This window comes from Hydrogenophaga sp. L76 (assembly GCF_057654755.1).
On record NZ_CM172807.1, the window covers coordinates 2,956,155 to 2,978,020 of the forward strand.

Genomic DNA, 21,866 nt, shown 5'->3' on the forward strand with positions numbered 1-21,866 from the left:
TTTTTCAACCGCCGGCCCTCCATACACCAACGGCTGCGCGTCATGGTGCGCGACAGACAGCCCACGTTTTTGCACTGCGAAGCCTTCCGGACATGTGTCCGGATGCAATCCCGAGGCGGAACTCCTCCTCCTCCCTCCCTCCCTCCTTCGTCTCGGGGCGCTTCGCAGGCCTTTGTATTCCAGCCCACCGGGCTGTGGGGTCTGAGTCATGCGCTCCGACCACCACCCCCAGCCCATCGGTGGCAAAGCCCCCCGGCGCCCCCGCATCGCCATCATCGGCTCGGGCATCTCGGGCCTGGCAGCGGCCCACACGCTTCAAGGCCTGGCCGACATCACCCTGCTTGAAGCAGGCGCTTATTTCGGCGGACACACCCACACGGTCGACATGACCCTGCCCGACCCCCAGGGCCTGCCGGTTACCTTCGGCGTGGACACCGGCTTCCTGGTGCTCAACGAGCGCACCTACCTCAACCTGCTGGCGCTGTTCGCCCAGCTCGGCGTGCAGGTCGCGAAGTCGGACATGTCGTTCTCCGTGCAGGCGCCCGGGGCTGCGCCCGACGGCTCGGCGCTGGAATGGAGCGGCTCCAGCCTGGCGACCGTGTTCGCGCAGCGGCGCAACCTCGGCAACCCGCGTTTCTGGCGCATGTTGCGCGACATCGTGCGCTTCAACCGCATCACCACCAGGCTGGCACAGCGCGGTGAAGACCTGGCGCCCGGCAGCCTGCTGCTGCAGCCGCTGGGCGATTTCCTGCGCGCACAGAAATTCTCCGACGAATTCCGCGACTGGTACTTCCTGCCCATGATGGGCTGCATCTGGAGCTGCCCGACGGACCAGATGCTGCGGTTCCCGGTGGCGACCATGGTGCGCTTCTGCCACAACCACGGCCTGATCCAGATCACCAACCGCCCGCAGTGGTACACCGTGGCCGACGGCGCGCGGCAGTACGTGGAGAAGATCGTGGCCGGCATCGCCGACAAGCGGCTGAACACGCCGGTGCAGCAGGTGCTGCGCGATGCCGAGGGCGTGCGCGTGGTGACCGAAGGCCGGGTCGAACGCTTCGACGCCGTCGTGATGGCCTGCCACAGCGACCAGGCGCTGGCCATCCTGGGCGATGCCGCCACGGCCGAAGAACGCGCCGTGCTCGGCGCCATCCGCTACCAGCCCAACCGCGCCGTGCTGCACACCGATGCTTCGGTGCTGCCCGGCGAACGCAAGGCCTGGGCGGCCTGGAACTACGAGCGCGCGCCCAGCGCCCACCAGGAATCCGCCCGGGTCTGCCTGCACTACTGGCTCAACCAGCTGCAGCCGCTGCCGGTGCAGCAGCCGGTGGTGGTGTCGCTCAACCCGCAAAACCCCATTGACCCGGCGCTGGTGCACGGCGAATTTGAATACGCCCACCCGGTGTTCGACCTCGCTGCCATCCGCGCGCAGGCCCAGGTACCGGCGCTGCAGGGCCGGCAACACACGTATTTCGCTGGCGCCTGGATGGGCTACGGCTTCCACGAAGACGGCCTGAAAGCCGGCCTGCACGCGGCGCGCGCGCTGATCGACGCACACGGCCTCGTGCCCGCGCGCAGCGAAGCCGCGGCCCGCCGCGCCGCGCTGCCGGGGGTGTTCGCGTGAATGCCGTGCGCAGCACGCCCTTCGAGCCGCCACAGATCGGCTTCGGCCAGGTGCGCCACACGCGCCACCGGCCGCAGCGCCACGCCTTCGCCTACCCGACCTACTTCCTGATGCTGCCGATGCGCAGCCTGCGCGCGCACGGCAACGGCACGCTGGCGCGCAACCGCCGCGCCGCGCTCGCCTTCCACGACACCGACCACGGCGACGGCCGCAGCGACAGCCTGGCCTGGCTCGACGAACTGCTGCAGCAACACGGCATCACCGACGCCGCCGGCGAGGTCTGGCTGCACACCTACCCGCGCGTCTTCGGCTACAGCTTCAAACCGGTGAGCTTCTGGTACGCCCACCGCGCCAATGGTTCGCTGCGCGCCGTGGTGGCCGAGGTCAACAACACCTTCGGCGAGCGCCACTGCTACCTGCTGGAGCACCCGGTCTACGGCGTGCCCTGCACGGCGGACAAGGTGTTCCACGTCTCGCCCTTCTGCCCGGTGCGTGGCCAGTACCGCTTCGTCTTCATGCGCAGCACCGTCGACGGGCAGGACCGCACCGTGGCGCGCATCGACTACTTCGACGCACCCGGCGAAGCGGTGCTGATCAACACCAGCGTCAGCGGCCAGCTGCAGCCGCTGGATGCGCAGAGCGTGCGCCGCGCGCTCTGGCGCTACCCCGCCATGACCTTCGGCGTGATCGCGCGCATCCACTGGCAGGCGCTGCGCCTGTGGATCAAGCGCGCGCCCTTCTTCCGCCAGCCCGAGCCACCGCGCGACTTCGTCACCGCGGGCGACGCCCCACCGCCTGCCCTCTGATCCTTCACCGCTGCCCACCGCCGCCATGAACAGCACCACCGCCCCCAACGCCGGTTTCGCCCTGCCCCGCAACGCGCCCGCCGCCGCCCGCAGCACGCTGCAACTGCTGCAGCGCCTGCGCCACGGCAGCCTCACGCTGCAACTGCCCGATGGCTCCCTGCAGCGCTTCGGCCATGGCGAAGGCATCCACGCCAGCCTGTCCCTTCACAACTGGAACGTGTTCGGAGCGGCCCTCAAATCGGGCGACATCGGCTTCGCCGAAAGTTACCTCGCGGGCGACTGGCACACGCCCCACCTGACCGACCTGCTGCGCCTCTTCATCGCCAACCGGCGCGACATCGAAGACGTGATCTACGGCTCCTGGTTCGGGCGGCTCGCCTACTGGATCCGCCACAAGCTCAACCGCAATTCCAAGACCAACAGCCGCAAGAACATCCACGCCCACTACGACCTGGGCAACGCCTTCTATCAACTCTGGCTCGACGGCACGATGAACTACTCGTCGGCCCTGTTCGAAACGCCGGACCAGGACATGGTGTCCGCGCAACACGCCAAGGTGCGCCGCGCGCTGAGCATGGCCGGCGTGCAGAGCGGCGACCGCGTGCTGGAGATCGGCTGCGGCTGGGGCGCGCTGGCCGAGATGGCGACCGCCGAGTTCGACGCCTCGATCACCGGCGTGACCCTGTCCACCGAGCAGCTGGCGTTTGCGCAGCAGCGCATGGAGAAGCTGGGCACGTCGTCCCATGCCGATCTGCGCTTGCAGGACTACCGCGACATCAACGACGAGCCCTTTGATGCCATCTGCTCGATCGAAATGGTCGAGGCCGTGGGCCGCGAGTACTGGCCGACCTACTTCCAGTCGGTCGCGCGCCTGCTCAAACCCGGCGGCCGCGCCTGCATCCAGAGCATCGTCATCGCCGACGAGCACTTCGACCGCTACATCCAGGGCACCGACTTCATCCAGCAGTACATCTTTCCCGGCGGCTGCCTGCCGTGCCCGCGCGCGTTCCGCGCCGAGGCCCAGCGCGCCGGGCTGGAAGTGGTGGACCAGTTCGCCTTCGGTCCCGACTACGCACACACGCTGCGCCTCTGGCGCGACGCCTTCCTGCACCAGCAGGAGCGCGTGCTGCAGCTCGGTTTCGACCAGCGTTTCCTGCGCATCTGGGAGTTCTACCTCGCCTACTGCGAAGCGGCCTTCGCCGAGGGCAACGTCGACGTCGTGCAGTTCACGCTGCGCAAACCCGCCTGACCGCCATGAACACCCATCGCCTGCGGCCCCGCCGCCCGAACACCCGAGCCCTCTGGCTGGCACTCGCACTGGCCGGTGCGCCCGGCGCAGCGCTGCACGCCAACACGCCGGAGCCCACGCTGGACACCGCGCTCAAGGACCACCAGGCCGTGGGCCAGGCGCGGCTGCGGGTGTGGGGCTTCGAGGTCTACGACGCCAGCCTGTGGACCGCGCCGGGCTTTGACGCACAGCGCTACGCCGAGCACCGCTTCGGCCTGGAGCTGAACTACCTGCGCCCCTTCAAGGGGCGCGACATCGCCGAGCGATCGATCGACGAAATGCGCGGCCTCGCCAGCGTCAGCCCGCAGCAGGCCGCGCAGTGGCTGGCGGCCATGAGCGCGCTGTTTCCCGATGTGCAGCGCGGCGACCGCATCACCGGCGTGCACGTGCCGGGCAGCGGGGCCCGCTTCTACCTGAACGGCCAGTGGCGCGGCGAGATCGCCGACGCCGGCTTCGCCCGCCTGTTCTTCGGCATCTGGCTCTCGCCCAGGACCTCGCAGCCGCGCATGCGCGACAACCTGCTGCAGCCGCTGGCCCAGGCGCGCCAGCCATGAGCGCCGCCCGGCCGTTCCGAAGGCGCTCAGCCCCGCAGTGCGCAGCACGGAGGGCAGTCGAGTGAACTTCCCAACGCCAGCCGCCGAGCCCGCTGCACGCTTCACCGCGCCCGGTGGCTGGCAACACGGCCTGGGCTACGGGCTGCTGGGCCTGCCGCTGGCGTTCGTGGCGCTGCCGCTGTACGTCATCCTGCCCAACCACTACGCCCGCGAGTTCGCCGCGCCGCTGGCGGCGCTGGGCGCGGTGCTGCTCGGCGCGCGCCTGATCGACGCCGTGCTCGACCCCTGGATCGGCCGCTGGTGCGACCGCCTCTTTGCGCGCTCCACCGGCGCGGTGCTGGGCGCTGCGGCGCTGGCCGCGGTGGTGCTGGCGCTCGGGCTGTGGGGCCTGCTGTTTCCGCCCGCCGCCGTGCTCGACCACGGCATGGCGGCCCTGCTGGGCTGGGCCGGCGGCGTGATGGCGATCACCTACACCGCGTTCAGCATCGTGAGCGTGGCCCACCAGGCCTGGGGCGCACGGCTCGGCGGCAACGAAGCGCAGCGCAGCCGCGTGGTGGCCTGGCGCGAGGGGCTGGCGCTGCTGGGCGTGCTGCTCGCCGCGGTGCTGCCCGGCACGCTGGGCCTGGGCGCCACGGTGACCAGCTTCGCCGTGTTGCTGGCGCTGGGCTGCTGGGTCTGGAGCCGCTCCGTCGCGCCCGTCGCATCAGCCACCGATCAAGGTGCGGCGCCCGCTGCCACGCTGCAGCCAGGCCGCTCACCGCTGCGCCAGCCCGCGTTCCGGAAACTGCTGGCGGTGTTCGTGCTCAACGGCACGGCGAGCGCCATCCCGGCCACGCTGGTGCTGTTCTTCGTGCAGGACCGGCTGCAGGCGCCGCCCGCGCTGGAGCCGGCCTTTCTGGCCACCTACTTCCTGTTTGCCGCGCTCTCCCTGCCGCTGTGGGTGCGCGTGGTGGCCCGATTCGGACTGGCGCGCACCTGGCTGGCCGGCATGGCGCTGGCGGTCGCGGTGTTCATCTGGGCCGCCACGCTGGGCGCGGGCGATGCCGTGCCGTTCCTGATCGTCTGCGCGCTCTCGGGCGTTGCGCTGGGCACCGACCTGGCGCTGCCGGGCGCCATGCTCGCCGGCGTGATCGGGCAGCTGGGCGAACGCGGCCAGCGCGAGGGCGCCTATTTCGGCTGGTGGAGCTTTGCCACCAAGCTGAATCTGGCGCTCGCCGCCGGACTCGCCCTGCCGCTGCTGGCCTGGTTCGGCTACACGCCGGGCGCGCGCTCGCCCGAAGCCCTGCAGACCCTCACCGCTGCCTACTGCCTGCTGCCGTGCGCGCTCAAGCTCGCCGCGGGTGCTCTGCTCTACACCCTGCTCATCCGCCCGGAAACCGCGGCCGCGGCCGCCCCCACGACCAACCCGTTGAAAGCCCACCCATGAAACGTCGCCTCCTGCTCACCACCGGCGTGGCCTCGCTGGCCGTGCTGACCGGCTGTGCCGGCCCGCAGATCGCGGACTACGCGAACGACCGCCCCACACTCGACCTGCGCAGCTACTTCAACGGCATGCTCGATGCCTATGGTGTCTTCACCGACCGCTCGGGCCAGGTGGTCAAACGATTCACCGTGGTGATGCGCTGCAGCTGGACCGGCGACGACGGCGTGCTCGACGAAGACTTCACCTATTCCGACGGCACGACGCAGAAACGCATCTGGCGCCTCAAGCACCTGGGCAACGGCCGCTACACCGGCACGGCCGACGACGTGGTCGGCACGGCCCAGGGCGAGGCGCGCGGCAACGCCTTCCGCTGGGGCTACACGCTGGCGCTGCCGGTGGACGGCAAGGTCTGGAACGTCGAGTTCGACGACTGGATGTACCTCATGAACGACCACGTGATGCTCAACAAGGCCCGCATGAGCAAGTTCGGCATCCACCTGGGCGAGGTCACGCTCTCCTTCGTCAAGAGATGAAGCCTTTGTCCCACCGGCCACCCCCATGACACCCCAACGCAGTTTTGTCGAACCCGGCGCCGCGCGCACGGACCACCCCGCGCAGCAGCGGCGCGGCTGGTCGCTGCTGCGCCCGTTCAACCCGCCCATCACCGACTGGGGGGGGCAACGGGTCTGGGTGATCGGCGCGTCCAGCGGGATCGGCCTGGCCACGGCCGAAGCGCTGATCGCGCGCGGTGCCAGCGTGATGGTGTCGGCGCGCGGTGCGGCGGCGCTGGCGCGCCTGGTGGCGCAACACACCCGCACCGGCGAGCCGCCTCCGGTGCAGGCCTGGCCGCTGGACGTGACCGACACCGCCGCCGTGGCGGCCACCGCTCGCGCGATGCTGGCGCAGGGTCCGCTGAATCTGGTGCTCTATTGCGCCGGCCACTACCGCGAAATGCGCGCCACCGAGTTCGACCTGGGCGAGCTGCAGCAACACCTGGCGATCAACTACAGCGGTGCCCTGAACGTGCTCGACGCCGTGCTGCCCGCGCTCATCGCGCGCGGCAGCGGCCACATCAGCCTCATCAGCAGCGTGGCGGGTTTTCGCGGCCTGCCCAAGAGCCTGGCCTACGGCCCGACCAAGGCCGCGCTCACCAACCTGGCCGAAACGCTCTACCTCGACCTGGAGCCGCTCGGCCTGGGCGTGAGCGTGGTGCACCCGGGTTTCGTGCAGACGCCCCTGACAGCGCAAAACGACTTCAGCATGCCCTCGCTCATCACACCCGAACAGGCCGCCGCGGCCATGCTCGACGGCTGGGCGCGCGGCGCCTTCGACATCCACTACCCCAAGCGTTTCACGCGCTGGATGAAGCTGCTGCGCCTGCTGCCCTACCGCGTCTACTTCCCGGCCGTGCGCCGCTTCACCGGGCTATAAGGCGGCATGAACACCACCGATTCCCGCGCCGCCGTGGCCCGCATCACCGCGTACTTTGAAGCGCTCACGCCGCAGAACGTGGCGCAGATCGGCGACTTCTACACACCGGACGCCCGCTTCAAGGACCCGTTCAACGAGGTGCAAGGCATCCCGGCGATCACACGCCTCTTCGAACACATGTTCGTGGCGCTGCACGAACCGCGCTTCGTCGTGACGCAGCAGATCGTCGATGGTGCACAGGCTTTTCTGGTGTGGGAATTCCGCTTCCGCTTCAAACGCTTCGACACCGTGACCGAGCAGGTCATCCGCGGCGGCTCACACCTCACGCTGGCCGAAGACGGCCGCATCCATGAACACCGCGACTACTGGGACGCGGCCGAAGAGCTGTATGAAAAGCTGCCCGGGTTGGGCGTTCTCATGCGCTGGCTGAAACGACGCGCCAACACCTAGGAAGGGACGTTGCACCCAGGGGGTCGCGCGCGGCGCGGCTGTGGCTACTCCGGCCGGGTGTCCGAGAAACTCTGGCGCAGCGCCAGCTTGTCGGCCAGGCGGGCCAGGTTCGGGTAGGTGGTGCGCCACTCGATGTCGGGAAAGCGGAAGCCCAGGTACCCCAGGGCGCAACCCACGGCCACGTCGGACAGGCTCATGTGGATGCCCGAGCAGAAGGGTTTGTCACCCAGGCCCTGGCTCATGGAGGCCAGGGCGGCGTGGATCTTGCCGATCTGGCGCTCGATCCAGGCATCGCAGCGCTGCGCATCGGTGCGGCCGGGCCAGGTGGCTTCCAGCCGCGCAAGGATGGCGGCGTCGAGCACGCCATCGGCCAGCGCTTCCCAGGTTTTCACCTCGGCGCGTTCGCGCCCCTGGGTCGGAATCAGCTTGCCCACCGGCGACAGCGTGTCCAGGTATTCGACGATCACGCGCGAGTCAAACACCGTTTCGCCGCCTTCCATGACCAGGCAGGGCACCTTGCCCAGCGGGTTGGACGCGGCGATGGTGGTGTCAGCGGACCACACGTCTTCCGGCAGGAACTGGTAGTCCAGCTTCTTCTCGGCCATGACGATGCGCACCTTGCGCACGTAAGGGCTGGTGATGGCGCCGATGAGTTTCATGAAGCAGGCATGTTGCACGGTAGACCGCGGATCGGCCATTTTAGCGAGCGATTCCCGGCCCGCGGCTGACACGCATGACAGGGAAAACACCCGGCCGCTGCGGGCGCTCCGCGCGACCCAGCCGCCCGGCGGTGGCCCGCTCACGGGACCGCCTCCTACAATGGCGGGATGCGCCCGACCTCTCCTTCCCCCTCTGCCTCGTCCACCCCCGCCACCTCGGCCCTGTCGCCGATTTCCGCCCTCTCGCCGCTGGATGGCCGCTACGCCGGGCGTCTGGCCCAGCTGCGCCCTTTCATGAGCGAACAGGGCTACATGCACCGCCGCGTGCAGGTGGAAATCGCCTGGTTCATCGCCCTGTCCGACGCCGGCTTTGCCGAATTTCCCGCGCTCTCGCCCGGCGCCCGCACCTACCTGATGGGCCTGGTCAAAAACTTCAACGAAGCCGATGCGGTGGCCATCAAGGACATCGAGAAAGTCACCAACCACGACGTGAAAGCCGTCGAGTACTGGATCAAGTCGAAATTCGACGCCCGCCCCGAGCTGGAAAAAGCCGCCGAGTTCGTGCATTTCGCCTGCACCAGCGAAGACATCAACAACACCAGCCACGCGCTGCAGCTCAAGGGCGGGCGCGACGCGGTGCTGCTGCCCGCGCTGGACGGCGTGATCGCCAAACTGCGCGACATGGCCCACGCCTTTGCCGACGTGCCCATGCTCAGCCGCACCCACGGCCAGACTGCCAGCCCCACCACCGTGGGCAAGGAGATCGCCAACGTGGTGGTGCGCCTGACCGCCGCGCGCGAGAAGATCGCCAGCGTCAAGCTCATGGGCAAGATGAACGGCGCCGTGGGCAACTACAACGCGCACCTCTCGGCCTGGCCCGATTTCGACTGGGAAGCCTTCAGCCGCAAGGTGATCGAGTCGCCCGAGCCGCTGGGCCTGGGCCTGAGCTTCCAGCCGTATTCGATCCAGATCGAACCCCACGACTACATGGCCGAGCTGTTCGACGCGGTCGCGCGCACCAACACCATCCTGATCGACCTGGCGCGCGACATCTGGGGTTATGTGAGCGTGGGCTACTTCAAGCAGCGCCTGAAGGCGGGCGAAATCGGCTCGTCCACGATGCCGCACAAGGTCAACCCGATTGACTTCGAGAACGCCGAAGGCAACCTGGGCCTGGCCAACGCCCTGCTCAAACACCTGAGCGAGAAACTGCCCGTCTCGCGCTGGCAGCGCGACCTGACCGACTCCACCGTGCTGCGCAACATGGGCGTGGCGCTGGGCTACGCCGTGCTGGCCTACCACTCGATGGGCGTGGGCCTGGGCAAGCTGGAGCTCAACGAAGAGGCGCTGGCCGCCGATCTCGACGCGTCGTGGGAAGTGCTGGCCGAGCCGATCCAGACCGTGATGCGGCGTTTCGGGGTGTCTGGCGCCTATGAAAAGCTCAAGGAAGTCACGCGCGGCAAGACCGTGACCGCCGAGGCCCTGCACGCGCTGATCCGCAGCCTGGACATCCCGCAGGCCGAGAAGGACCGCCTGCTGGCCATGACACCGGGCAGCTACGTCGGCAAGGCCACGGAACTGGCGCAGCGCGTCTGATCCCAGCGCCCCGCCCGGGCAGCCCTGGCTGCCCGGAATGGCGTGACATAATTCTCGGACTGTTCTGTTTTTGTGGCCTGTTTGTGTGGCCTGTCGGCTTGAACGTGCGGCTTTGCTGGCAAAGTGCACCGAACAGTTGATGAGGCGCAACCAGCATTCATGATGGCAGCGCCCACCGTCCCGCGCATGCATCGCGCCTTCAGAAGAACCCACAACAATCCCCATGGCCATTGAATTGTTCAACCAAGACGGCCATGTGTGCCTGATGTTCGCGCACCTGAGCGACGAGGGCGGTGAAGCGGTGCAGGCCAACCAGTTCCTGGTGATCGATGGCCAGCAGGGCGCCATCATCGACCCGGGTGGCAACATGGCCTACAACGAGCTGCTGCTGACCATCGGGCGCTACTTCCAACCCAGCAAACTGACCGAGATTCTGGCGTCGCACGCCGACCCGGACATCATCGCCTCGCTCGACCGCTGGATGACCAGCACCCAGGCCACGCTCTACATCTCGACCCTGTGGGAACGTTTCGCGCCGCATTTCTGCAAGCCGGGCAAGACCGCGGGGCGCATCATCGGCATCCCCGACCCGGGCATGCGCATTCCGCTCGGCCGGTCCGAGCTGGTGGCGTTGCCGGCGCACTTCATGCACGCCGAGGGCAATTTCCAGTTCTGGGATCCGGTGAGCCGCATCCTCTTCTCGGGCGACCTCGGTGTGTCGCTGGGCACCTCGGCCGACGCCTCCCAACCCATCACCTCGCTGGCCCCCCACCTGCCCCGCATGGAGGGCTTCCACCGCCGCTACATGGTCTGCAACAAGGTGCTGCGCCTGTGGGCCAACATGGCACGCACGCTGCCGATCCACATGATCGTGCCGCAGCACGGCGCACCCATCGCGGGCGCCGCGGTGCAGGAGTTCCTCGACTGGATCGTCACGGTGAACTGCGGCGTCGACAACATGACGCAGGCGAACTACACCCTACCAGCCTGAAGGCTGTTCCATCGCCCGCTCGGCGTAGCGGTTGAAACGCCAGGCGGTGCCGTCGAGCGTGATGCGCCGCCAGCTCGCGCGCTTTTCGCCCGGCGTCATCCCGGTCCAGCGCTGCACTTCGTCAAAGGTGCGGCCGCAGCCCTTGCACACGGCATCCCCCTGGCTGGTGGAGCAGATCGCGATGCAGGGGGTGTCCGGCATGGTCTGGAACCAGGCCAGCCACGCCTCGCGCACCGGCGGCAACAGGCTGGCTTCCTCGACCTCGGTTTCCTGACGGTACGCCATGCCGGCATACAGCTCGGCCAGCGCGCGCGTGGGCTCTGCCAGCGCCAGCCCATCCGACGAGGGTGAGCGCTCACGCCAATAGTTGATCGCGGCTTCGAGATCGGAGATGTGGATGCTGGCCATGGGGAATGGATGATAGCCAGCCCCCCGCTGCAGGTTTGTGGAAAGTCCGTATGCCCCTGACAGCCGCTGACAGCCACGCCTCTATACAATCGCGGCACTCGAAGGGGAGTAGCTCTCCGGTCAGGGTGGCGGCCAGCCGGCCCGCCGATCATGACCGTTCGGACCGTCGTCAGGACGAAGCATCTGCTTCCGGCGATCCGAGCCCGGTGATCCGTCACCGGCCTGAGCAAGACCTTTGATAGGCCCGCCCAGGCCGATCAAGGCCTGCCTGCCCTTGCCACGGTGCGTTCGCAGCGTGCGCCAAGCGACCGGTCGGCGCCCGTCGATCGGCCGAGGTCTGGGCCTCATTCCCCAACACCAAGAGGACCACATGGATTTCCTGACATCACCCCAGTTCTGGGTCGCCCTGGGACAGATCATCATCATCGACATCCTGCTCGGCGGCGACAACGCGGTCGTGATCGCGCTGGCCTGCCGCAAGCTGCCGCCCGCGCAGCGCACCAAGGGCATCCTCTGGGGCACCGCGGGCGCCATCGTCCTGCGCGTGATCCTGATCGCCTTCGCGATGACGCTGCTCAACGTGCCTTTCCTCAAGCTGGTGGGCGCGGTGCTGCTGGTGTGGATCGGCGTGAAGCTGATCGCGCCCGACGAAGACGGCCACGGCGACATCCAGGGCAGCGACAAGCTGTTCGCGGCCATCAAGACCATCATCGTGGCCGACCTGGTGATGAGCGTGGACAACGTGATCGCCATCGCCGGTGCCGCGCAGAACGCGGGCGAACACTCGATGCTGCTGGTGGTGCTCGGCCTGCTGATCTCCATCCCGATCATCGTCTGGGGCAGCACGCTGGTCATCAAGCTGATGGCGCGTTTCCCCTCCATCATCGTCGCGGGCGGCATGCTGCTGGGCTGGATCGCGGGCGGCATGCTGGTGTCCGACCCGGCCCTGGCCGACCCGGCCAACATGAGCTGGATGCCCAAGCTGTCCCAGAGCGCCACCTTCCACTACGCCGCCGCCGTGGCCGGCGCGCTGCTGGTGCTGGCCATCGGCAAGATCGTGGCCTCGCGCCAGAAGCCGGCCGAGGCATAAGCCAAGCGCCCGATGCTATGCTGCCCGCATGAAACTCATCCTCAAATGGCTGCTCGCGGCCTGCGCCCTGTTGCTGGTGGCCTACCTCTACCCCGGCGTGCAGATCCAGAGCTTCACCTCGGCCCTCATCGCGGCGGCCGTGATCGGCCTCTTCAACATCGTCCTGCGCCCCGTGCTGGTGATCCTCACCCTGCCAGTGACGGTGATCACGCTGGGCCTGTTCCTGTTCGTCATCAACGCCCTGCTGTTCTGGGCCGCCGCCAGCCTGCTCAATGGCTTCGGTGTCAACGGCTTCTGGGCCGCGCTGCTGGGCTCGCTGATCTACTCGGCGCTGATGCTGGTGGTGGACGCCGCGCTCAAGACGGTATCGCGGGGCTGATACGGGTTCGCATTCAAGCGTAGAACAAGGCGGGAGCCGCAGACAGTGCTGTAGCACGGCAAGGCGAACCAACGCAGTTATACGTTTGAAGGCGAGCCCGTATGAGCGGCTTGTCCGGTCCTGGCGACCGGGTAAGGCCCTAACGCTTCTCGCTCTCCAGTTCCAGCGCCAGCTCGCGCTGCAGGCGCTCCACCTCGCGGCGCCGGCTGTCCACGATGGCGAGTTCCATCGGGTCCGCTGCGCGCTGCGCCGCCGGCAAGGCCTGCGCGGCCCGGAAGCGGTCCGCGGCCCCCTCGAAGTCCAGGTGCGCGGCGCGCGATTCGGCTTCGGCGCGGATCGACCGCAGCGTGTGCCCCTGCGCCTGGTGTGCCCGCGCCAGCACCTGCCAGGCCATGGCGTCGCGCGGGCGCTGCACCACCCAGGCCTGCAGGCGCGCCACCGCGCGCTCCGGGACGCCGGTCGCCAGCGCGGCCTGCGCACCCAGCAAGAGGTCTGCCCGCGAATCGCCCGCCAGGGCCTGGTCGCGCAGGGCCGCCAGCAAGGCACCGCTGGGGTCCACGCGGCTGTTGCTCTGGCCGCCCGCGGCGGGTGCGCTCAGCAGCAGCTCCAGCATCAGCGCGTCGGCGGCTGGCCGGGCGCTCGCCGCCACCGCGCCCCGCAGGCGCTGCGCCAGCTCCAGCGCCAGATCGCGCTGCCCCAGGCGCTGCGCCGACAGGGCGGCCGCATAACGCACACCGGGCGTGGCGCTGGCGCCCTGGCCAATCTGCAGCCAGGCGCGCAGCCGGTCCGGCCCGTTTTCGGCCAGCACGCGGGCACGCGCCGCCATGAGGGCATGCCGCTCGACGCTGACGACGGGAGAACTGGCAAGGCTCGCCACCCGCCCGGAAGGGCCCGGTGCGGCGCTGGCCAGCGCCGGCAGGTCCAGCCGCAGGCCGGTTGACCCACCGGCCGCGGGCGTTCCGGCAGCAGCGCCGGGCACCGCGGACCGGAGCGGCCCCACGCCCGGCCGGGCGCTCGCCGTCGCCAGCGGCAGGCGCGCGCGCATGTCGGCGATGCGCTCGCTGGTCAGCGGGTGGCTGCGCAGGTAGGGAAAGGAACCGTCGTCGTTCAGGCGCGCCGCCTGCTGCAGGCGGTCGAACATGTCGACAAAACCCTGCCCCTCGAAGCCCGCACCGGTCAGCACGCCAAAGCCCACGCGGTCGGCCTCGCGCTCCATGTCGCGCGAAAAATTCAGCTGGGTCTGCATCGCCACCGCATGGCTGCCCATGATGGCGGCGTTGGCCACCTCGGTGTTGGCGCGCGCGGCCAGCGCGCCCAGGATCAGGGCGCCCAGCATCCAGGGCGCCATGCGGTCCTGGTTCGACACCAGGCGCGCAATGTGGCGCTGCGACACATGGCTGAGTTCGTGCGCCATCACCGAGGCCAGCTCCTCCGGCCGCTCGGTCACCGCCAGCAGGCCCAGGTTCACCCCCAGGTAACCCCCCGGCAAGGCGAAGGCATTCACCCGCCGGTCGCGCGAAATCATCAGCTCCCAGGCCAGCCGCTCCGACAGCTCGGGCGGCACATCGCCGCGCGCGCGCGCCGCGCCCAGCAGCGGCTGCCAGATCGCCGCCAGGTAGTCGCCCAGCACGGGGTCGTCCAGGTAATCCGGGTCGCGGTAGATGTCGCGCGCGATGCGGTCGCCCAGGCGGCGCTCGGCCGCGATCGACATGCCCTGCTCGTCCCCCAGGCTGGGCAGCCCGCCGCGCGCTGCAGCCGCTCCCGGCGCGCCACCGGCCGCGGGGTTCGTCTGGGCGTTCGTCAACGACACCGGCACCGCGACCAGCGCGGCCAGCAGCACGGGCACGGAAAAGAGGCGGCGGGGCGGCGGGAATCGGGGGGTCGTCAGCAGGCGCATCCCCGTATGATGCCGCCAACGCCCCCAGGTTTCTGTAAAGACAGCGCAAAAGCCCGCCATGAACCACCCCACCACCCCGACCCCCAGCCCGCTCACCCATTTCGACGCCGAGGGCCAGGCCCACATGGTCGACGTGGCCGCCAAAGCCAGCACGCACCGCGTGGCCGTGGCCGAAGGCCGCATCCGCATGGAGCCCGCCACGCTGGCGCTGATCCAGAGCGGCAGCGCCAAAAAAGGCGACGTGCTCGGCATCGCCCGCATCGCCGGCATCCAGGGCGCCAAAAAGACCAGCGACCTGATCCCCCTGTGCCACCCGATCGCGCTCACGCGCGTGGCGGTCGAGTTTGAGGTGGAATCCGCGGCGAACAGCGTGCTGTGCCGCACCACCGCCGAATGCACCGGCCAGACCGGCGTGGAAATGGAAGCCCTCACCGCCTGCAGCGTGGCCCTGCTCACGATCTACGACATGTGCAAGGCGGTGGACCGGGGGATGACGGTGGATGGGGTGCGGTTGATGGAGAAGCGCGGCGGGAAGAGCGGGCACTTTGTTGCCAGTACGTGATGTACCTGCGTGATCAGGTGCTCATGGCACCGCAAAGCCGTCACCCGGCAGAAAGCCGAGGATGCGTGCCTGCCCGTCCATCACCGCCACCCATTCCTGCTTGTGCAGCACCGGCAAGAACAGGGCGTTCTCCAGCGACACCCCTTTGGTCTTGACCAGATTGGCGGCCTCCTGGGCGACTTCCGGAAAGTGCTGCACAAAAGACTGCAGGGGCTTCGCACGGGCCAATACTTTGGCCTGATAGGCCGCATCGTAGGGCCGGTAGAACTCGGGCCGCTGGGCGTAATCGCGGCCGCCTGCAATGGACTCCAACATCACGTCTTGTCGCTCCCCACGACTGAGCGGGTCGCGAATGCCCACCGTCACGGGGCCCCCCAATAGTCGTGGCTTGAGTGCGCGGTCCAGTTGCCCCAGCGCAGCGCTCACATCGTCGCCATTGAAATCCGGCAAGCTGATCACCCGGAACCGGTCCACCTCGTGAACCAGAAAGAGGGGCCTCGCCTGATACACCGTGTGCATGCCATAGGCCAGCGCCCCCAGCTGGATAAGGACCACCAACGCCATGTCCGTAAAAATCTCGCGTCTGGGCTTCTTCGGACTGAACAGCACCAGGGTCAGCAAAGGGCCACAGACCACATCCACCGCCACCAGAATCAGGAAAAGCCTGGAACCACCCGAGAGCAGGCCATAAGGATGCGGGTACCAGACCAGAAACACCAGCACGGCCGCCATGGCCGCCACCAGCACCGAGCCCAGAAAATGAAAGAGGGCCGCTTTGCTGGCGGACCTCATGCGCAGATGAAAAGACATGTGCCGAGTTTATCGGCACTCTGTCGGCAGATATCTGGCCGGCAAAGTGCCCAAGGCGATGTTGGTCATGCCACGCCCGGTAGCGGTCATTGACGTTTCGCTGGCACAAGCCCAGTCTATCGATTCGGTGGATGCCGCCGTTGGCGCGGCATTATTGACATTCGGCGACAAAGTAAATGTCGCACCATTCAGCCCGGCAGGAATCCCATTGGCAGCATGGGCCACAATGGTCACAAAAATGGGCCAAGCGTCATCGGGTGCATAAGGTGTGCAATTGGCGCCGGCAACGCCCGCCGCCCCCACGCAAATGTTGGCGATGTATTTGGACGCCTTGTCGGCCACAGGCGTGTCATTGACCGCAGTCGCTGCGGCGTTCAGCCCAGTCACCCGATCCTGGGTATAGCCTTCTGCCAACAGGGTCTTGGCCACCGATGCTGCCGCCAGCCCTTCGCTCAGCTTGGCACGGACTGAATACTCCTGATAGGCCGGCAAGGCCACGGCGGCCAAAATGCCGATGATCGCCACCACAATCATCAATTCGATCAGTGTGAACCCCCGGCTGTGCTGCAAACCCATGATGACGACTCCAGACAACGGAAAACTTGCTACCGGAAACGTTGCAAATGGTGTGCCATCCACAAAATGCCCTTTTGTCGTGAAGTAATTCACATCCAATTAAATGCCGGGTCAATCATTGGACACATGACGTCCCGCCACTGCCAATTTTCGTCTCATTGGCCAAAAATATGACATCCCGAGATCACATCAATTGGAAGAGCGCCAGATATTCAATAAAAAAGGGTGCCCTTGGGCACCCTTTTCGGTTTGATCACTGCCAGAGCTTGCTCAGGCAAGCCCTGCAGAAATCAGCGGCACTCAGACGGAGCGTACTTGGCAGGCAGGGTACCAGCCACAACGTTGGTCAAGCCGCGACCAGTAGCGGCCTGGGTGGTTACAGAACCGCAAGCCCAGTCAATCGCGCCAACCGAAGTGGCCACAGGCGTAACACCCGCCACGTTGGGGGACAAAGTGATAGTTTGGCCGTTCAGTGTGGTGGGAATACCATTGCCGGAGGTAGCTGCAATTGCCACGGAGACCACCCAGTTAGTCAAGGCAGTGGTGGCAGTGCAGTCGGCTGCGCCAGGCGTCGTAACGGTGGCACCCACGCAGTAGTTGACGACGTACTTGGAAGCCTTCTGGGCGAACGGCGTAGCGTTGATGGAGGTAGAAGCAGCACTCAAACCAGCAATGCCATCAGACTGGAAGGCCTCGCTGAGTACACCCTTGGCTGCGGAGCCTGCGATCACGGCTTCCGACACCTTGGCACGGATGCTGTAGTCCTGATAAGCCGGCAGGGCCACGGCAGCCAGAATACCGATGATGGCCACCACGATCATCAATTCGATGAGGGTGAAACCTTTTTGCATGGAACGCTTCATGAGAAAAACTCCTTAGGGGTTGCGGGACAAAGATGCGCTTTACTGAGCAGGGTCCGTGCCAACCCGACAGGGCCGGGTTTCTGCGGTCTTTTTCACGCTGCAGTCGGTGCACGTGACGATTTGTGTCATGTGGTGCTTTTTGCTACTGACAATTTTTGTCACCTCGGTCTGAGCAGGCAGAAATTGTCACCTGCGGCGGCAAGGTCTTTGTGTTCAGTGTTGCAGGCGTGATGCCAGCGCCAGCGGCGTGATGACCCGCTGCCCCATGCCGGCGTCTGGCAACAAACGCTGGTCGCCCGTGACCAGGATGAGATCGGGCCTGAGCGCCAAGAGGTCCCACAAGAACGGATCGCCCGGGTCTGGCGAGTCGGGTTGCGGGCTGATCAGGCCGGCCACCACGACAGGGGTGTCAATGATGTCGATGGGTTTCTCGGGGCACGGCGCCAACTTCTTCCAGAGCCACTCACAGCTCGAAAGTCTGCCCTGCGCTGAGCCAGCGGATGTCGTGGCGCACGTCGCCCTCCCGGCTGGGGATCTGGTCGAAGCGCTGGATCTCGTCCATGATGAGCCCGGTTGAGCATCGGCCATCGCGGCTCCGGCTGTGGTCGATCACTCCTCAATGCCCTTGCCGATACATCGCTCAAAAATCGATTCCAGCGCGCTGTAGTCACAAACCACGGCATCGATGTTGGCTTGAACCCATTCACCGGGCTCTGCCGCCCACCAGCTGATCTGGTAGCCCGCGTTGATGATGATGTGTTCGAAGAGAATGCGCTGGGCGCGCCCATTGCCTTCACGAAAGGGGTGGATAACGTTGAGGTCACCGAACAGTTGCGCCGTGCTGCTCACAAGTTCAGACCGCTCGTGATGTTCAAACCACTGAGCCTGCTTCAGCCCTTCGAAAAGCTTTGACGCCTCGGGCACGATGCGATGAAGGTTGCAGAAGCGGGTTGCGCCCTTTGCAATATCAACGGGTAGATGAGCCCGGATAACAGTACGGGTCTTGCCCAGTTCCGTACTTTCCCGAGGTCAAGTGCGAGTTTGCTGGTAGCTTGACAAGACCGCTGCCCGGGTGGGCAGCTGACGCTTGGCATCAGCTGGTTTGACGATAAACCCCTCCAGGCGGAGGCTGGCCACATAGTTGGACTGGCGGGATTTCGCGCAGTAGGCCGCTTTGGCTTGCAAGCTGGGCGTTTTCACAGATGAGGCCTCAGTGGGTGAAACGACGCTTCATTTTACTTGGCACCTGGGGTAGGCGGTGCATCTGTTTTGACCCGCACCGAGCCACCGACTGAGGTGGAGTCAGAGCTCGAAAGTCTGCCCGGCGCTGAGCCAGCGGATGTCGTGGCGCACGTCGCCCTCCCGGCTGGGGATCTGGTCGAAGCGCTGGATCTCGTCCATGATGAGCCCGGTTTCGGCGGGCTTGGTGTGGGTGATGTAGATCGGGTAGCGCTGGCGGCGGTCGATCTGGTCGAGCTCTTGTGCCAGCGTGCCGGGCGCGAGGTGCAGGCTGCGCCGGGCGAGCGCTTTTTCGCGGTCGCTGAAGGCGGTTTCGATGATGAGCAGGGCCACGGACAATTGGTTGACGCGCTGCCAGAAGGCGGGGTTGCGCTCGGTGTCGCCGCTGAAGACCCAGTGGCCCGAGGCGGTGGCGGCGGCGTAGCCGCAGGCGGGCACGGTGTGCACGGCGGGCAGCACCTCGATGGCCTTGCCGCCCACCTGCAGCACCTCGCCCACGGTGATGGGCACGCAGCGCATGAGCGGTGTGGCGGCACTGGGGATGGTGGAAAAATCGGGCCAGATGAGGTTGTTGAAGATGTGGGCCTTGAGGGCGTCGATGGTGCTCTGCAGGGCACGCACCTGCAGCGGTTCGGCGCCCGCGGCCAGGCGGCGCGCGGCCACGGCATCGAGCATGAGCGGCAGGCTGGCCACGTGATCCAGGTGCGAATGGGTCAGCAGGACGTGGTTGACCCGGGCCATTTCGTCCAGGCTGAGATCGCCCACGCCGGTGCCGGCGTCGATCAGGACGTCATCGTCGAGCAAAAAGGAGGTGGTGCGGCAGCCTTGCGCGATGGCGCCGGAGCAGCCCAGAACGCGTACCCTCATCGGTCTTGTCGCAGGTTGGTGGCCCAGCGGGCCGGGTTATTTGGACTCAAAGCTGGTGGTCCCGTCCCAGGGGGCGTCGGGCGGCAACCGCCTCATGGAGGCTACCCGTTCGGCATACAGGCGGTAAAGGACTTTTTTGGCATTCTGGCGCTGCAGGTTGAGCAGGTGCACGTCGCAGGCGTCCCAGTCCCGGGCCTGCCAGGCCTGGAGCGCGAGCTTCCACTGCGCCAGCTCCGCGGTCTGTTCGGCGGTGAGCTGCTCGCGGCGCCCCAGCGGGGTGACGATGGTGACGGCCTGGGCCTTGCCCTTGACGCGCACCCGGTCGAGCACCTGCCAGGCGAAGCCCGGCGCCTGGGCCTGGGTGGCTTCGCTGGCGACGATGTCGACGCCATAGATCCGCGAGAGCCCTTCGAGCCGCGCGCCGAGGTTGACCGCGTCGCCGATCACGGTGTAGCTGCGGCGCACGTCGGAGCCCATGTCGCCCACACACATGTCGCCGGTGTTCAGGCCGATGCCGAGGTGGATGGCGGGCAGGGCGCCCTGTGCCCGCTCGGCGTTGATCTCGCGGATGGCCTGCGCCATCGCCAGCGCGGTCTGCACGGCGAGGCTGGCGTGGCTGGGCGTTTCGACCGGGGCGCCCCAGAAGGCCATGACGCAGTCGCCCATGTATTTGTCGATGGTGCCGCGCTGCTGGCGGATGAGCCGGGTCAGGCGGCTGAACACGGTGTTGAGCAGGGCCTGGAGCTCGGTCGGCGCCATGTTCTCGGCGATCTGCGTGAAGCCGCGCATGTCGCAGAACATCACGGTGAGTTCGCGGGTGGTGGCGGTCATGCTGTAGCGGTCGGGGTCCTTGACCATCTCGTCGACCAGCTCGGGCGGCACATAGGTGCCGAAGAGCTGGGCGAGTTCGCGTTTGGCCCGGCTTTCAACGAAATAGCCGTAGCTCATGTTGAGCGCAAAGGCCAGGCCCGCCATCACCAGCGTGCTGGCCAGCGGCAGCACCAGCCCATGACCCAGGTACAGCCAGGTGTTGAGCCCGATCACCGCCAGCACCACCGCCAGGCTCAGCAGCACCGCGCGCGCCGCGCCCAACAGGGGCAGCGCCAGCGCCAGAACCAGGCCGGCGACCACCAGCACGACCAGTTCGTAGCCCAGCGCGTAGTCGGGCTTGACGAGCAGCTGGCCATCGAGCAGGCCGGCGATGAGGCTGGCGTGGGTTTCGACGCCGGGGTAGGTTTCGCCCACCGGCGTGATCCGCAGGTCCAGCAGCCCCGGCGCGGTGGTGCCGATGAGCACGATCTTGCCTGCCAGTTGCCCGGGCGCCACCCGTCCGGCGAGCAGGTCGGCGGCGCTGACATAGGTGAACGACCCGCCCTGCGGGCCACCGGGGCCGCGGAAGGGCACCAGCGTGGCGACCCGGTGATCCACCGGGATGGCGAGCGTGGACGCCCCCTGGCGCAGGCGCACGCTCTCCATCGCCTGGTACTGGCGACCCACCAGCCGCTCGGAGGGAAAACCCGGTTCGACGCCGGGCGAGCCGAGCAGCAGACGAAACATGGCCAGTGACAGCGATTCGTAGTAGCGCCCCCCGTGCTCGGCCAGCAGGGGGAGTGAGCGCACCACGCCGTCCGGGCTGGTGATGGCGTTGAAAAAACCGGCGCGCGGGGCCGCTTCGGCCAGCGGTGGGATGTTGGCGCCGTAGCCGTCCCAGCGCGTGGCCAGGATGGGCCGGCCGCCCAGCGCTTCGGGCGGCATCACCGGAGCGGGCAACACACCGCTGGTGCGCCCGTCGCGGTCGCTGGTGAAGTAGTAGCCCAAGACCACCGGGCGGTTCTTGAGCGCCCGCGCCAGCCGGGCGTCGCGGTTCAGCTCGGGTTCGAGTTGCCGGAGGCGTTCGGCAAAACCGGGCTGGTCGGCGAGCGCACCGCTGGCCAGTTGCTGCAGCTGTTGCAGGCCCGAGCTGTTGTCGGCTTCGGCAAACACCGTGTCAAACCCGAGCAGGGCGATGCGCTGGTCTTCAAACAGGGTGTCGACCAGCCGGGCCACGTCGTGCCGGGCCCAGGGCCAGCGCCCGACTTCGGCCAGGCTCTTTTCATCGATGTCGACGATCACCACCCGCTCGTCGCGCGTGGCCGGCAGGGTGGCGCGCAGGCGAGCGTCGTAAATGATGTCGTCGAGCCGCTGCAGCACGCCCATGGGCAGCACCCCCACGGCGTGCAGCACGGCCAGCAGCAGCGGCAGCAAGGTGACAGCGATGCGCGGGCCGTGTCTGCTCAAGGCCTGCATGGGAGGCGCCAGAATGGAAGATGCAGGCCGTTCATGGCCTGCGGACCGGGCCGCTGGCCGCTGGGCC

Annotated in this window: 24 protein-coding genes; 13 read left to right on the forward strand and 11 right to left on the reverse strand. The window is 67.4% G+C overall.

Annotation, left to right across the window (positions count from 1 at the left end; translation table 11 throughout):
* The first annotated feature begins 208 nt into the window (after positions 1-208).
* The 8 genes from AC23D4_RS14235 (at position 209) to AC23D4_RS14270 (ending at position 7,576) form a co-directional block, all read left to right on the forward strand.
* The gene (locus AC23D4_RS14235) at positions 209-1,624 is read left to right on the forward strand and encodes an NAD(P)/FAD-dependent oxidoreductase (protein WP_472888648.1); all 1,416 of its coding nucleotides are present in this window, start codon (positions 209-211) and stop codon (positions 1,622-1,624) included.
* Positions 1,621-2,430, forward strand: a complete 810-nt coding sequence (locus tag AC23D4_RS14240) for a DUF1365 domain-containing protein (protein ID WP_472888647.1) — start codon at positions 1,621-1,623, stop codon at positions 2,428-2,430. Before AC23D4_RS14235 ends, AC23D4_RS14240 begins: the two co-directional genes overlap by 4 nt.
* 25 nt (positions 2,431-2,455) lie before the next feature.
* Positions 2,456-3,679 carry a class I SAM-dependent methyltransferase gene (locus tag AC23D4_RS14245; protein ID WP_472888646.1) on the forward strand — a complete coding sequence of 408 codons (1,224 nt, stop codon included), beginning with the start codon at positions 2,456-2,458 and terminating at the stop codon, positions 3,677-3,679.
* Between the two features lie 5 nt (positions 3,680-3,684).
* Positions 3,685-4,272 (forward strand): chalcone isomerase family protein, encoded by a 588-nt coding sequence (locus tag AC23D4_RS14250; RefSeq protein ID WP_472888645.1) that lies wholly within the window; start codon positions 3,685-3,687, stop codon positions 4,270-4,272.
* 61 nt (positions 4,273-4,333) lie between these two features.
* On the forward strand, positions 4,334-5,698 hold the full coding sequence (locus tag AC23D4_RS14255; RefSeq protein WP_472888644.1) for an MFS transporter: 1,365 nt from the start codon (positions 4,334-4,336) through the stop codon (positions 5,696-5,698).
* Entirely contained in the window at positions 5,695-6,228 is a 534-nt protein-coding gene (locus AC23D4_RS14260; RefSeq protein ID WP_472888643.1) for a DUF3833 domain-containing protein, read from the forward strand. The genes AC23D4_RS14255 and AC23D4_RS14260 overlap by 4 nt, the downstream gene beginning before the upstream one ends.
* A 25-nt stretch (positions 6,229-6,253) precedes the next feature.
* Positions 6,254-7,126, forward strand: coding sequence for an SDR family NAD(P)-dependent oxidoreductase (locus AC23D4_RS14265; protein WP_472888642.1), 873 nt, complete (start codon positions 6,254-6,256; stop codon positions 7,124-7,126).
* A 6-nt stretch (positions 7,127-7,132) separates the two neighbouring features.
* Positions 7,133-7,576: a nuclear transport factor 2 family protein gene (locus AC23D4_RS14270; RefSeq protein WP_472888641.1), complete on the forward strand. Its 444-nt coding sequence runs from the start codon at positions 7,133-7,135 to the stop codon at positions 7,574-7,576.
* Positions 7,577-7,620: 44 nt separating this feature from the next.
* Here AC23D4_RS14270 and AC23D4_RS14275 read toward each other — a convergent pair whose 3' ends face one another.
* Entirely contained in the window at positions 7,621-8,235 is a 615-nt protein-coding gene (locus AC23D4_RS14275) for a glutathione S-transferase N-terminal domain-containing protein (RefSeq protein WP_472888640.1), read from the reverse strand.
* 168 nt (positions 8,236-8,403) lie between these two features.
* Between AC23D4_RS14275 and purB the strand changes: the two genes are divergently transcribed.
* A complete protein-coding gene (purB, locus tag AC23D4_RS14280; RefSeq protein ID WP_472888639.1) occupies positions 8,404-9,831 on the forward strand; it encodes an adenylosuccinate lyase in 1,428 nt (475 codons plus the stop codon).
* 223 nt (positions 9,832-10,054) lie between these two features.
* On the forward strand, positions 10,055-10,822 hold the full coding sequence (locus AC23D4_RS14285) for an oxygen-binding di-iron domain-containing protein (protein ID WP_472888638.1): 768 nt from the start codon (positions 10,055-10,057) through the stop codon (positions 10,820-10,822).
* Here AC23D4_RS14285 and AC23D4_RS14290 read toward each other — a convergent pair.
* Positions 10,811-11,230, reverse strand: a complete 420-nt coding sequence (locus tag AC23D4_RS14290; RefSeq protein WP_472888637.1) for a DUF3717 domain-containing protein — start codon at positions 11,228-11,230, stop codon at positions 10,811-10,813. The two genes, AC23D4_RS14285 and AC23D4_RS14290, sit on opposite strands and share 12 nt — an antisense overlap.
* Before the next feature lie 370 nt (positions 11,231-11,600).
* Here AC23D4_RS14290 and AC23D4_RS14295 point away from each other — a divergent pair, with 370 nt between their 5' ends.
* Together AC23D4_RS14295 and AC23D4_RS14300 are read left to right on the forward strand one after the other, a co-directional pair.
* On the forward strand, positions 11,601-12,320 hold the full coding sequence (locus tag AC23D4_RS14295; protein WP_472888636.1) for a TerC family protein: 720 nt from the start codon (positions 11,601-11,603) through the stop codon (positions 12,318-12,320).
* A 28-nt stretch (positions 12,321-12,348) separates the two neighbouring features.
* Entirely contained in the window at positions 12,349-12,699 is a 351-nt protein-coding gene (locus AC23D4_RS14300; RefSeq protein WP_472888635.1) for a phage holin family protein, read from the forward strand.
* A 139-nt stretch (positions 12,700-12,838) separates the two neighbouring features.
* On the opposite strand, the gene AC23D4_RS14305 is transcribed toward AC23D4_RS14300, so the two are convergent.
* Positions 12,839-14,596: a M48 family metalloprotease gene (locus AC23D4_RS14305; RefSeq protein ID WP_472888634.1), complete on the reverse strand. Its 1,758-nt coding sequence runs from the start codon at positions 14,594-14,596 to the stop codon at positions 12,839-12,841.
* 58 nt (positions 14,597-14,654) lie between these two features.
* On the opposite strand from AC23D4_RS14305, the gene moaC reads away from it, so the two are divergent.
* A complete protein-coding gene (moaC, locus tag AC23D4_RS14310) occupies positions 14,655-15,158 on the forward strand; it encodes a cyclic pyranopterin monophosphate synthase MoaC (protein ID WP_472888633.1) in 504 nt (167 codons plus the stop codon).
* 21 nt (positions 15,159-15,179) lie between these two features.
* Here the strand turns inward: moaC and AC23D4_RS14315 are convergent, their stop codons facing one another.
* The 8 genes from AC23D4_RS14315 to AC23D4_RS14350 form a co-directional block, all read right to left on the reverse strand.
* A complete protein-coding gene (locus tag AC23D4_RS14315) occupies positions 15,180-15,968 on the reverse strand; it encodes a pilus assembly protein (RefSeq protein ID WP_472888632.1) in 789 nt (262 codons plus the stop codon).
* A 9-nt stretch (positions 15,969-15,977) separates the two neighbouring features.
* On the reverse strand, positions 15,978-16,637 hold the full coding sequence (locus AC23D4_RS14320; RefSeq protein ID WP_472888631.1) for a pilin: 660 nt from the start codon (positions 16,635-16,637) through the stop codon (positions 15,978-15,980).
* Positions 16,638-16,834: 197 nt separating this feature from the next.
* The gene (locus AC23D4_RS14325; protein ID WP_472888630.1) at positions 16,835-17,407 is read right to left on the reverse strand and encodes a pilin; all 573 of its coding nucleotides are present in this window, start codon (positions 17,405-17,407) and stop codon (positions 16,835-16,837) included.
* 213 nt (positions 17,408-17,620) lie between these two features.
* Complete coding sequence (locus tag AC23D4_RS14330; protein WP_472888629.1) at positions 17,621-17,854, reverse strand: hypothetical protein; 234 nt, start codon at positions 17,852-17,854, stop codon at positions 17,621-17,623.
* Positions 17,855-18,016: 162 nt separating this feature from the next.
* Positions 18,017-18,418 carry a Fic/DOC family protein gene (locus AC23D4_RS14335; protein ID WP_487623742.1) on the reverse strand — a complete coding sequence of 134 codons (402 nt, stop codon included), beginning with the start codon at positions 18,416-18,418 and terminating at the stop codon, positions 18,017-18,019.
* An 18-nt stretch (positions 18,419-18,436) separates the two neighbouring features.
* Positions 18,437-18,607 carry a YhfG family protein gene (locus tag AC23D4_RS14340; RefSeq protein ID WP_472888628.1) on the reverse strand — a complete coding sequence of 57 codons (171 nt, stop codon included), beginning with the start codon at positions 18,605-18,607 and terminating at the stop codon, positions 18,437-18,439.
* A 102-nt stretch (positions 18,608-18,709) separates the two neighbouring features.
* Positions 18,710-19,513, reverse strand: coding sequence for a 3',5'-cyclic-nucleotide phosphodiesterase (locus tag AC23D4_RS14345; RefSeq protein WP_472888627.1), 804 nt, complete (start codon positions 19,511-19,513; stop codon positions 18,710-18,712).
* Positions 19,514-19,549: 36 nt separating this feature from the next.
* Positions 19,550-21,799 carry a CHASE2 domain-containing protein gene (locus AC23D4_RS14350; RefSeq protein WP_472888626.1) on the reverse strand — a complete coding sequence of 750 codons (2,250 nt, stop codon included), beginning with the start codon at positions 21,797-21,799 and terminating at the stop codon, positions 19,550-19,552.
* Positions 21,800-21,866 lie beyond the last annotated feature (67 nt).

Bases quoted from the DNA above. Each gene is read 5' to 3' on its own strand.
- AC23D4_RS14235 (WP_472888648.1), top strand. From the start codon at position 209: ATGCGCTCCGACCACCACCCCCAGCCCATCGGTGGCAAAGCCCCCCGG.
- AC23D4_RS14245 (WP_472888646.1), top strand. From the start codon at position 2,456: ATGAACAGCACCACCGCCCCCAACGCCGGTTTCGCCCTGCCCCGCAAC.
- AC23D4_RS14250 (WP_472888645.1), top strand. From the start codon at position 3,685: ATGAACACCCATCGCCTGCGGCCCCGCCGCCCGAACACCCGAGCCCTC.
- AC23D4_RS14260 (WP_472888643.1), top strand. From the start codon at position 5,695: ATGAAACGTCGCCTCCTGCTCACCACCGGCGTGGCCTCGCTGGCCGTG.
- AC23D4_RS14265 (WP_472888642.1), top strand. From the start codon at position 6,254: ATGACACCCCAACGCAGTTTTGTCGAACCCGGCGCCGCGCGCACGGAC.
- AC23D4_RS14270 (WP_472888641.1), top strand. From the start codon at position 7,133: ATGAACACCACCGATTCCCGCGCCGCCGTGGCCCGCATCACCGCGTAC.
- AC23D4_RS14275 (WP_472888640.1), bottom strand. From the start codon at position 8,235: ATGAAACTCATCGGCGCCATCACCAGCCCTTACGTGCGCAAGGTGCGC.
- purB (WP_472888639.1), top strand. From the start codon at position 8,404: ATGCGCCCGACCTCTCCTTCCCCCTCTGCCTCGTCCACCCCCGCCACC.
- AC23D4_RS14285 (WP_472888638.1), top strand. From the start codon at position 10,055: ATGGCCATTGAATTGTTCAACCAAGACGGCCATGTGTGCCTGATGTTC.
- AC23D4_RS14290 (WP_472888637.1), bottom strand. From the start codon at position 11,230: ATGGCCAGCATCCACATCTCCGATCTCGAAGCCGCGATCAACTATTGG.
- AC23D4_RS14295 (WP_472888636.1), top strand. From the start codon at position 11,601: ATGGATTTCCTGACATCACCCCAGTTCTGGGTCGCCCTGGGACAGATC.
- AC23D4_RS14300 (WP_472888635.1), top strand. From the start codon at position 12,349: ATGAAACTCATCCTCAAATGGCTGCTCGCGGCCTGCGCCCTGTTGCTG.
- AC23D4_RS14305 (WP_472888634.1), bottom strand. From the start codon at position 14,596: ATGCGCCTGCTGACGACCCCCCGATTCCCGCCGCCCCGCCGCCTCTTT.
- moaC (WP_472888633.1), top strand. From the start codon at position 14,655: ATGAACCACCCCACCACCCCGACCCCCAGCCCGCTCACCCATTTCGAC.
- AC23D4_RS14315 (WP_472888632.1), bottom strand. From the start codon at position 15,968: ATGTCTTTTCATCTGCGCATGAGGTCCGCCAGCAAAGCGGCCCTCTTT.
- AC23D4_RS14325 (WP_472888630.1), bottom strand. From the start codon at position 17,407: ATGAAGCGTTCCATGCAAAAAGGTTTCACCCTCATCGAATTGATGATC.
- AC23D4_RS14345 (WP_472888627.1), bottom strand. From the start codon at position 19,513: ATGAGGGTACGCGTTCTGGGCTGCTCCGGCGCCATCGCGCAAGGCTGC.
- AC23D4_RS14350 (WP_472888626.1), bottom strand. From the start codon at position 21,799: ATGCAGGCCTTGAGCAGACACGGCCCGCGCATCGCTGTCACCTTGCTG.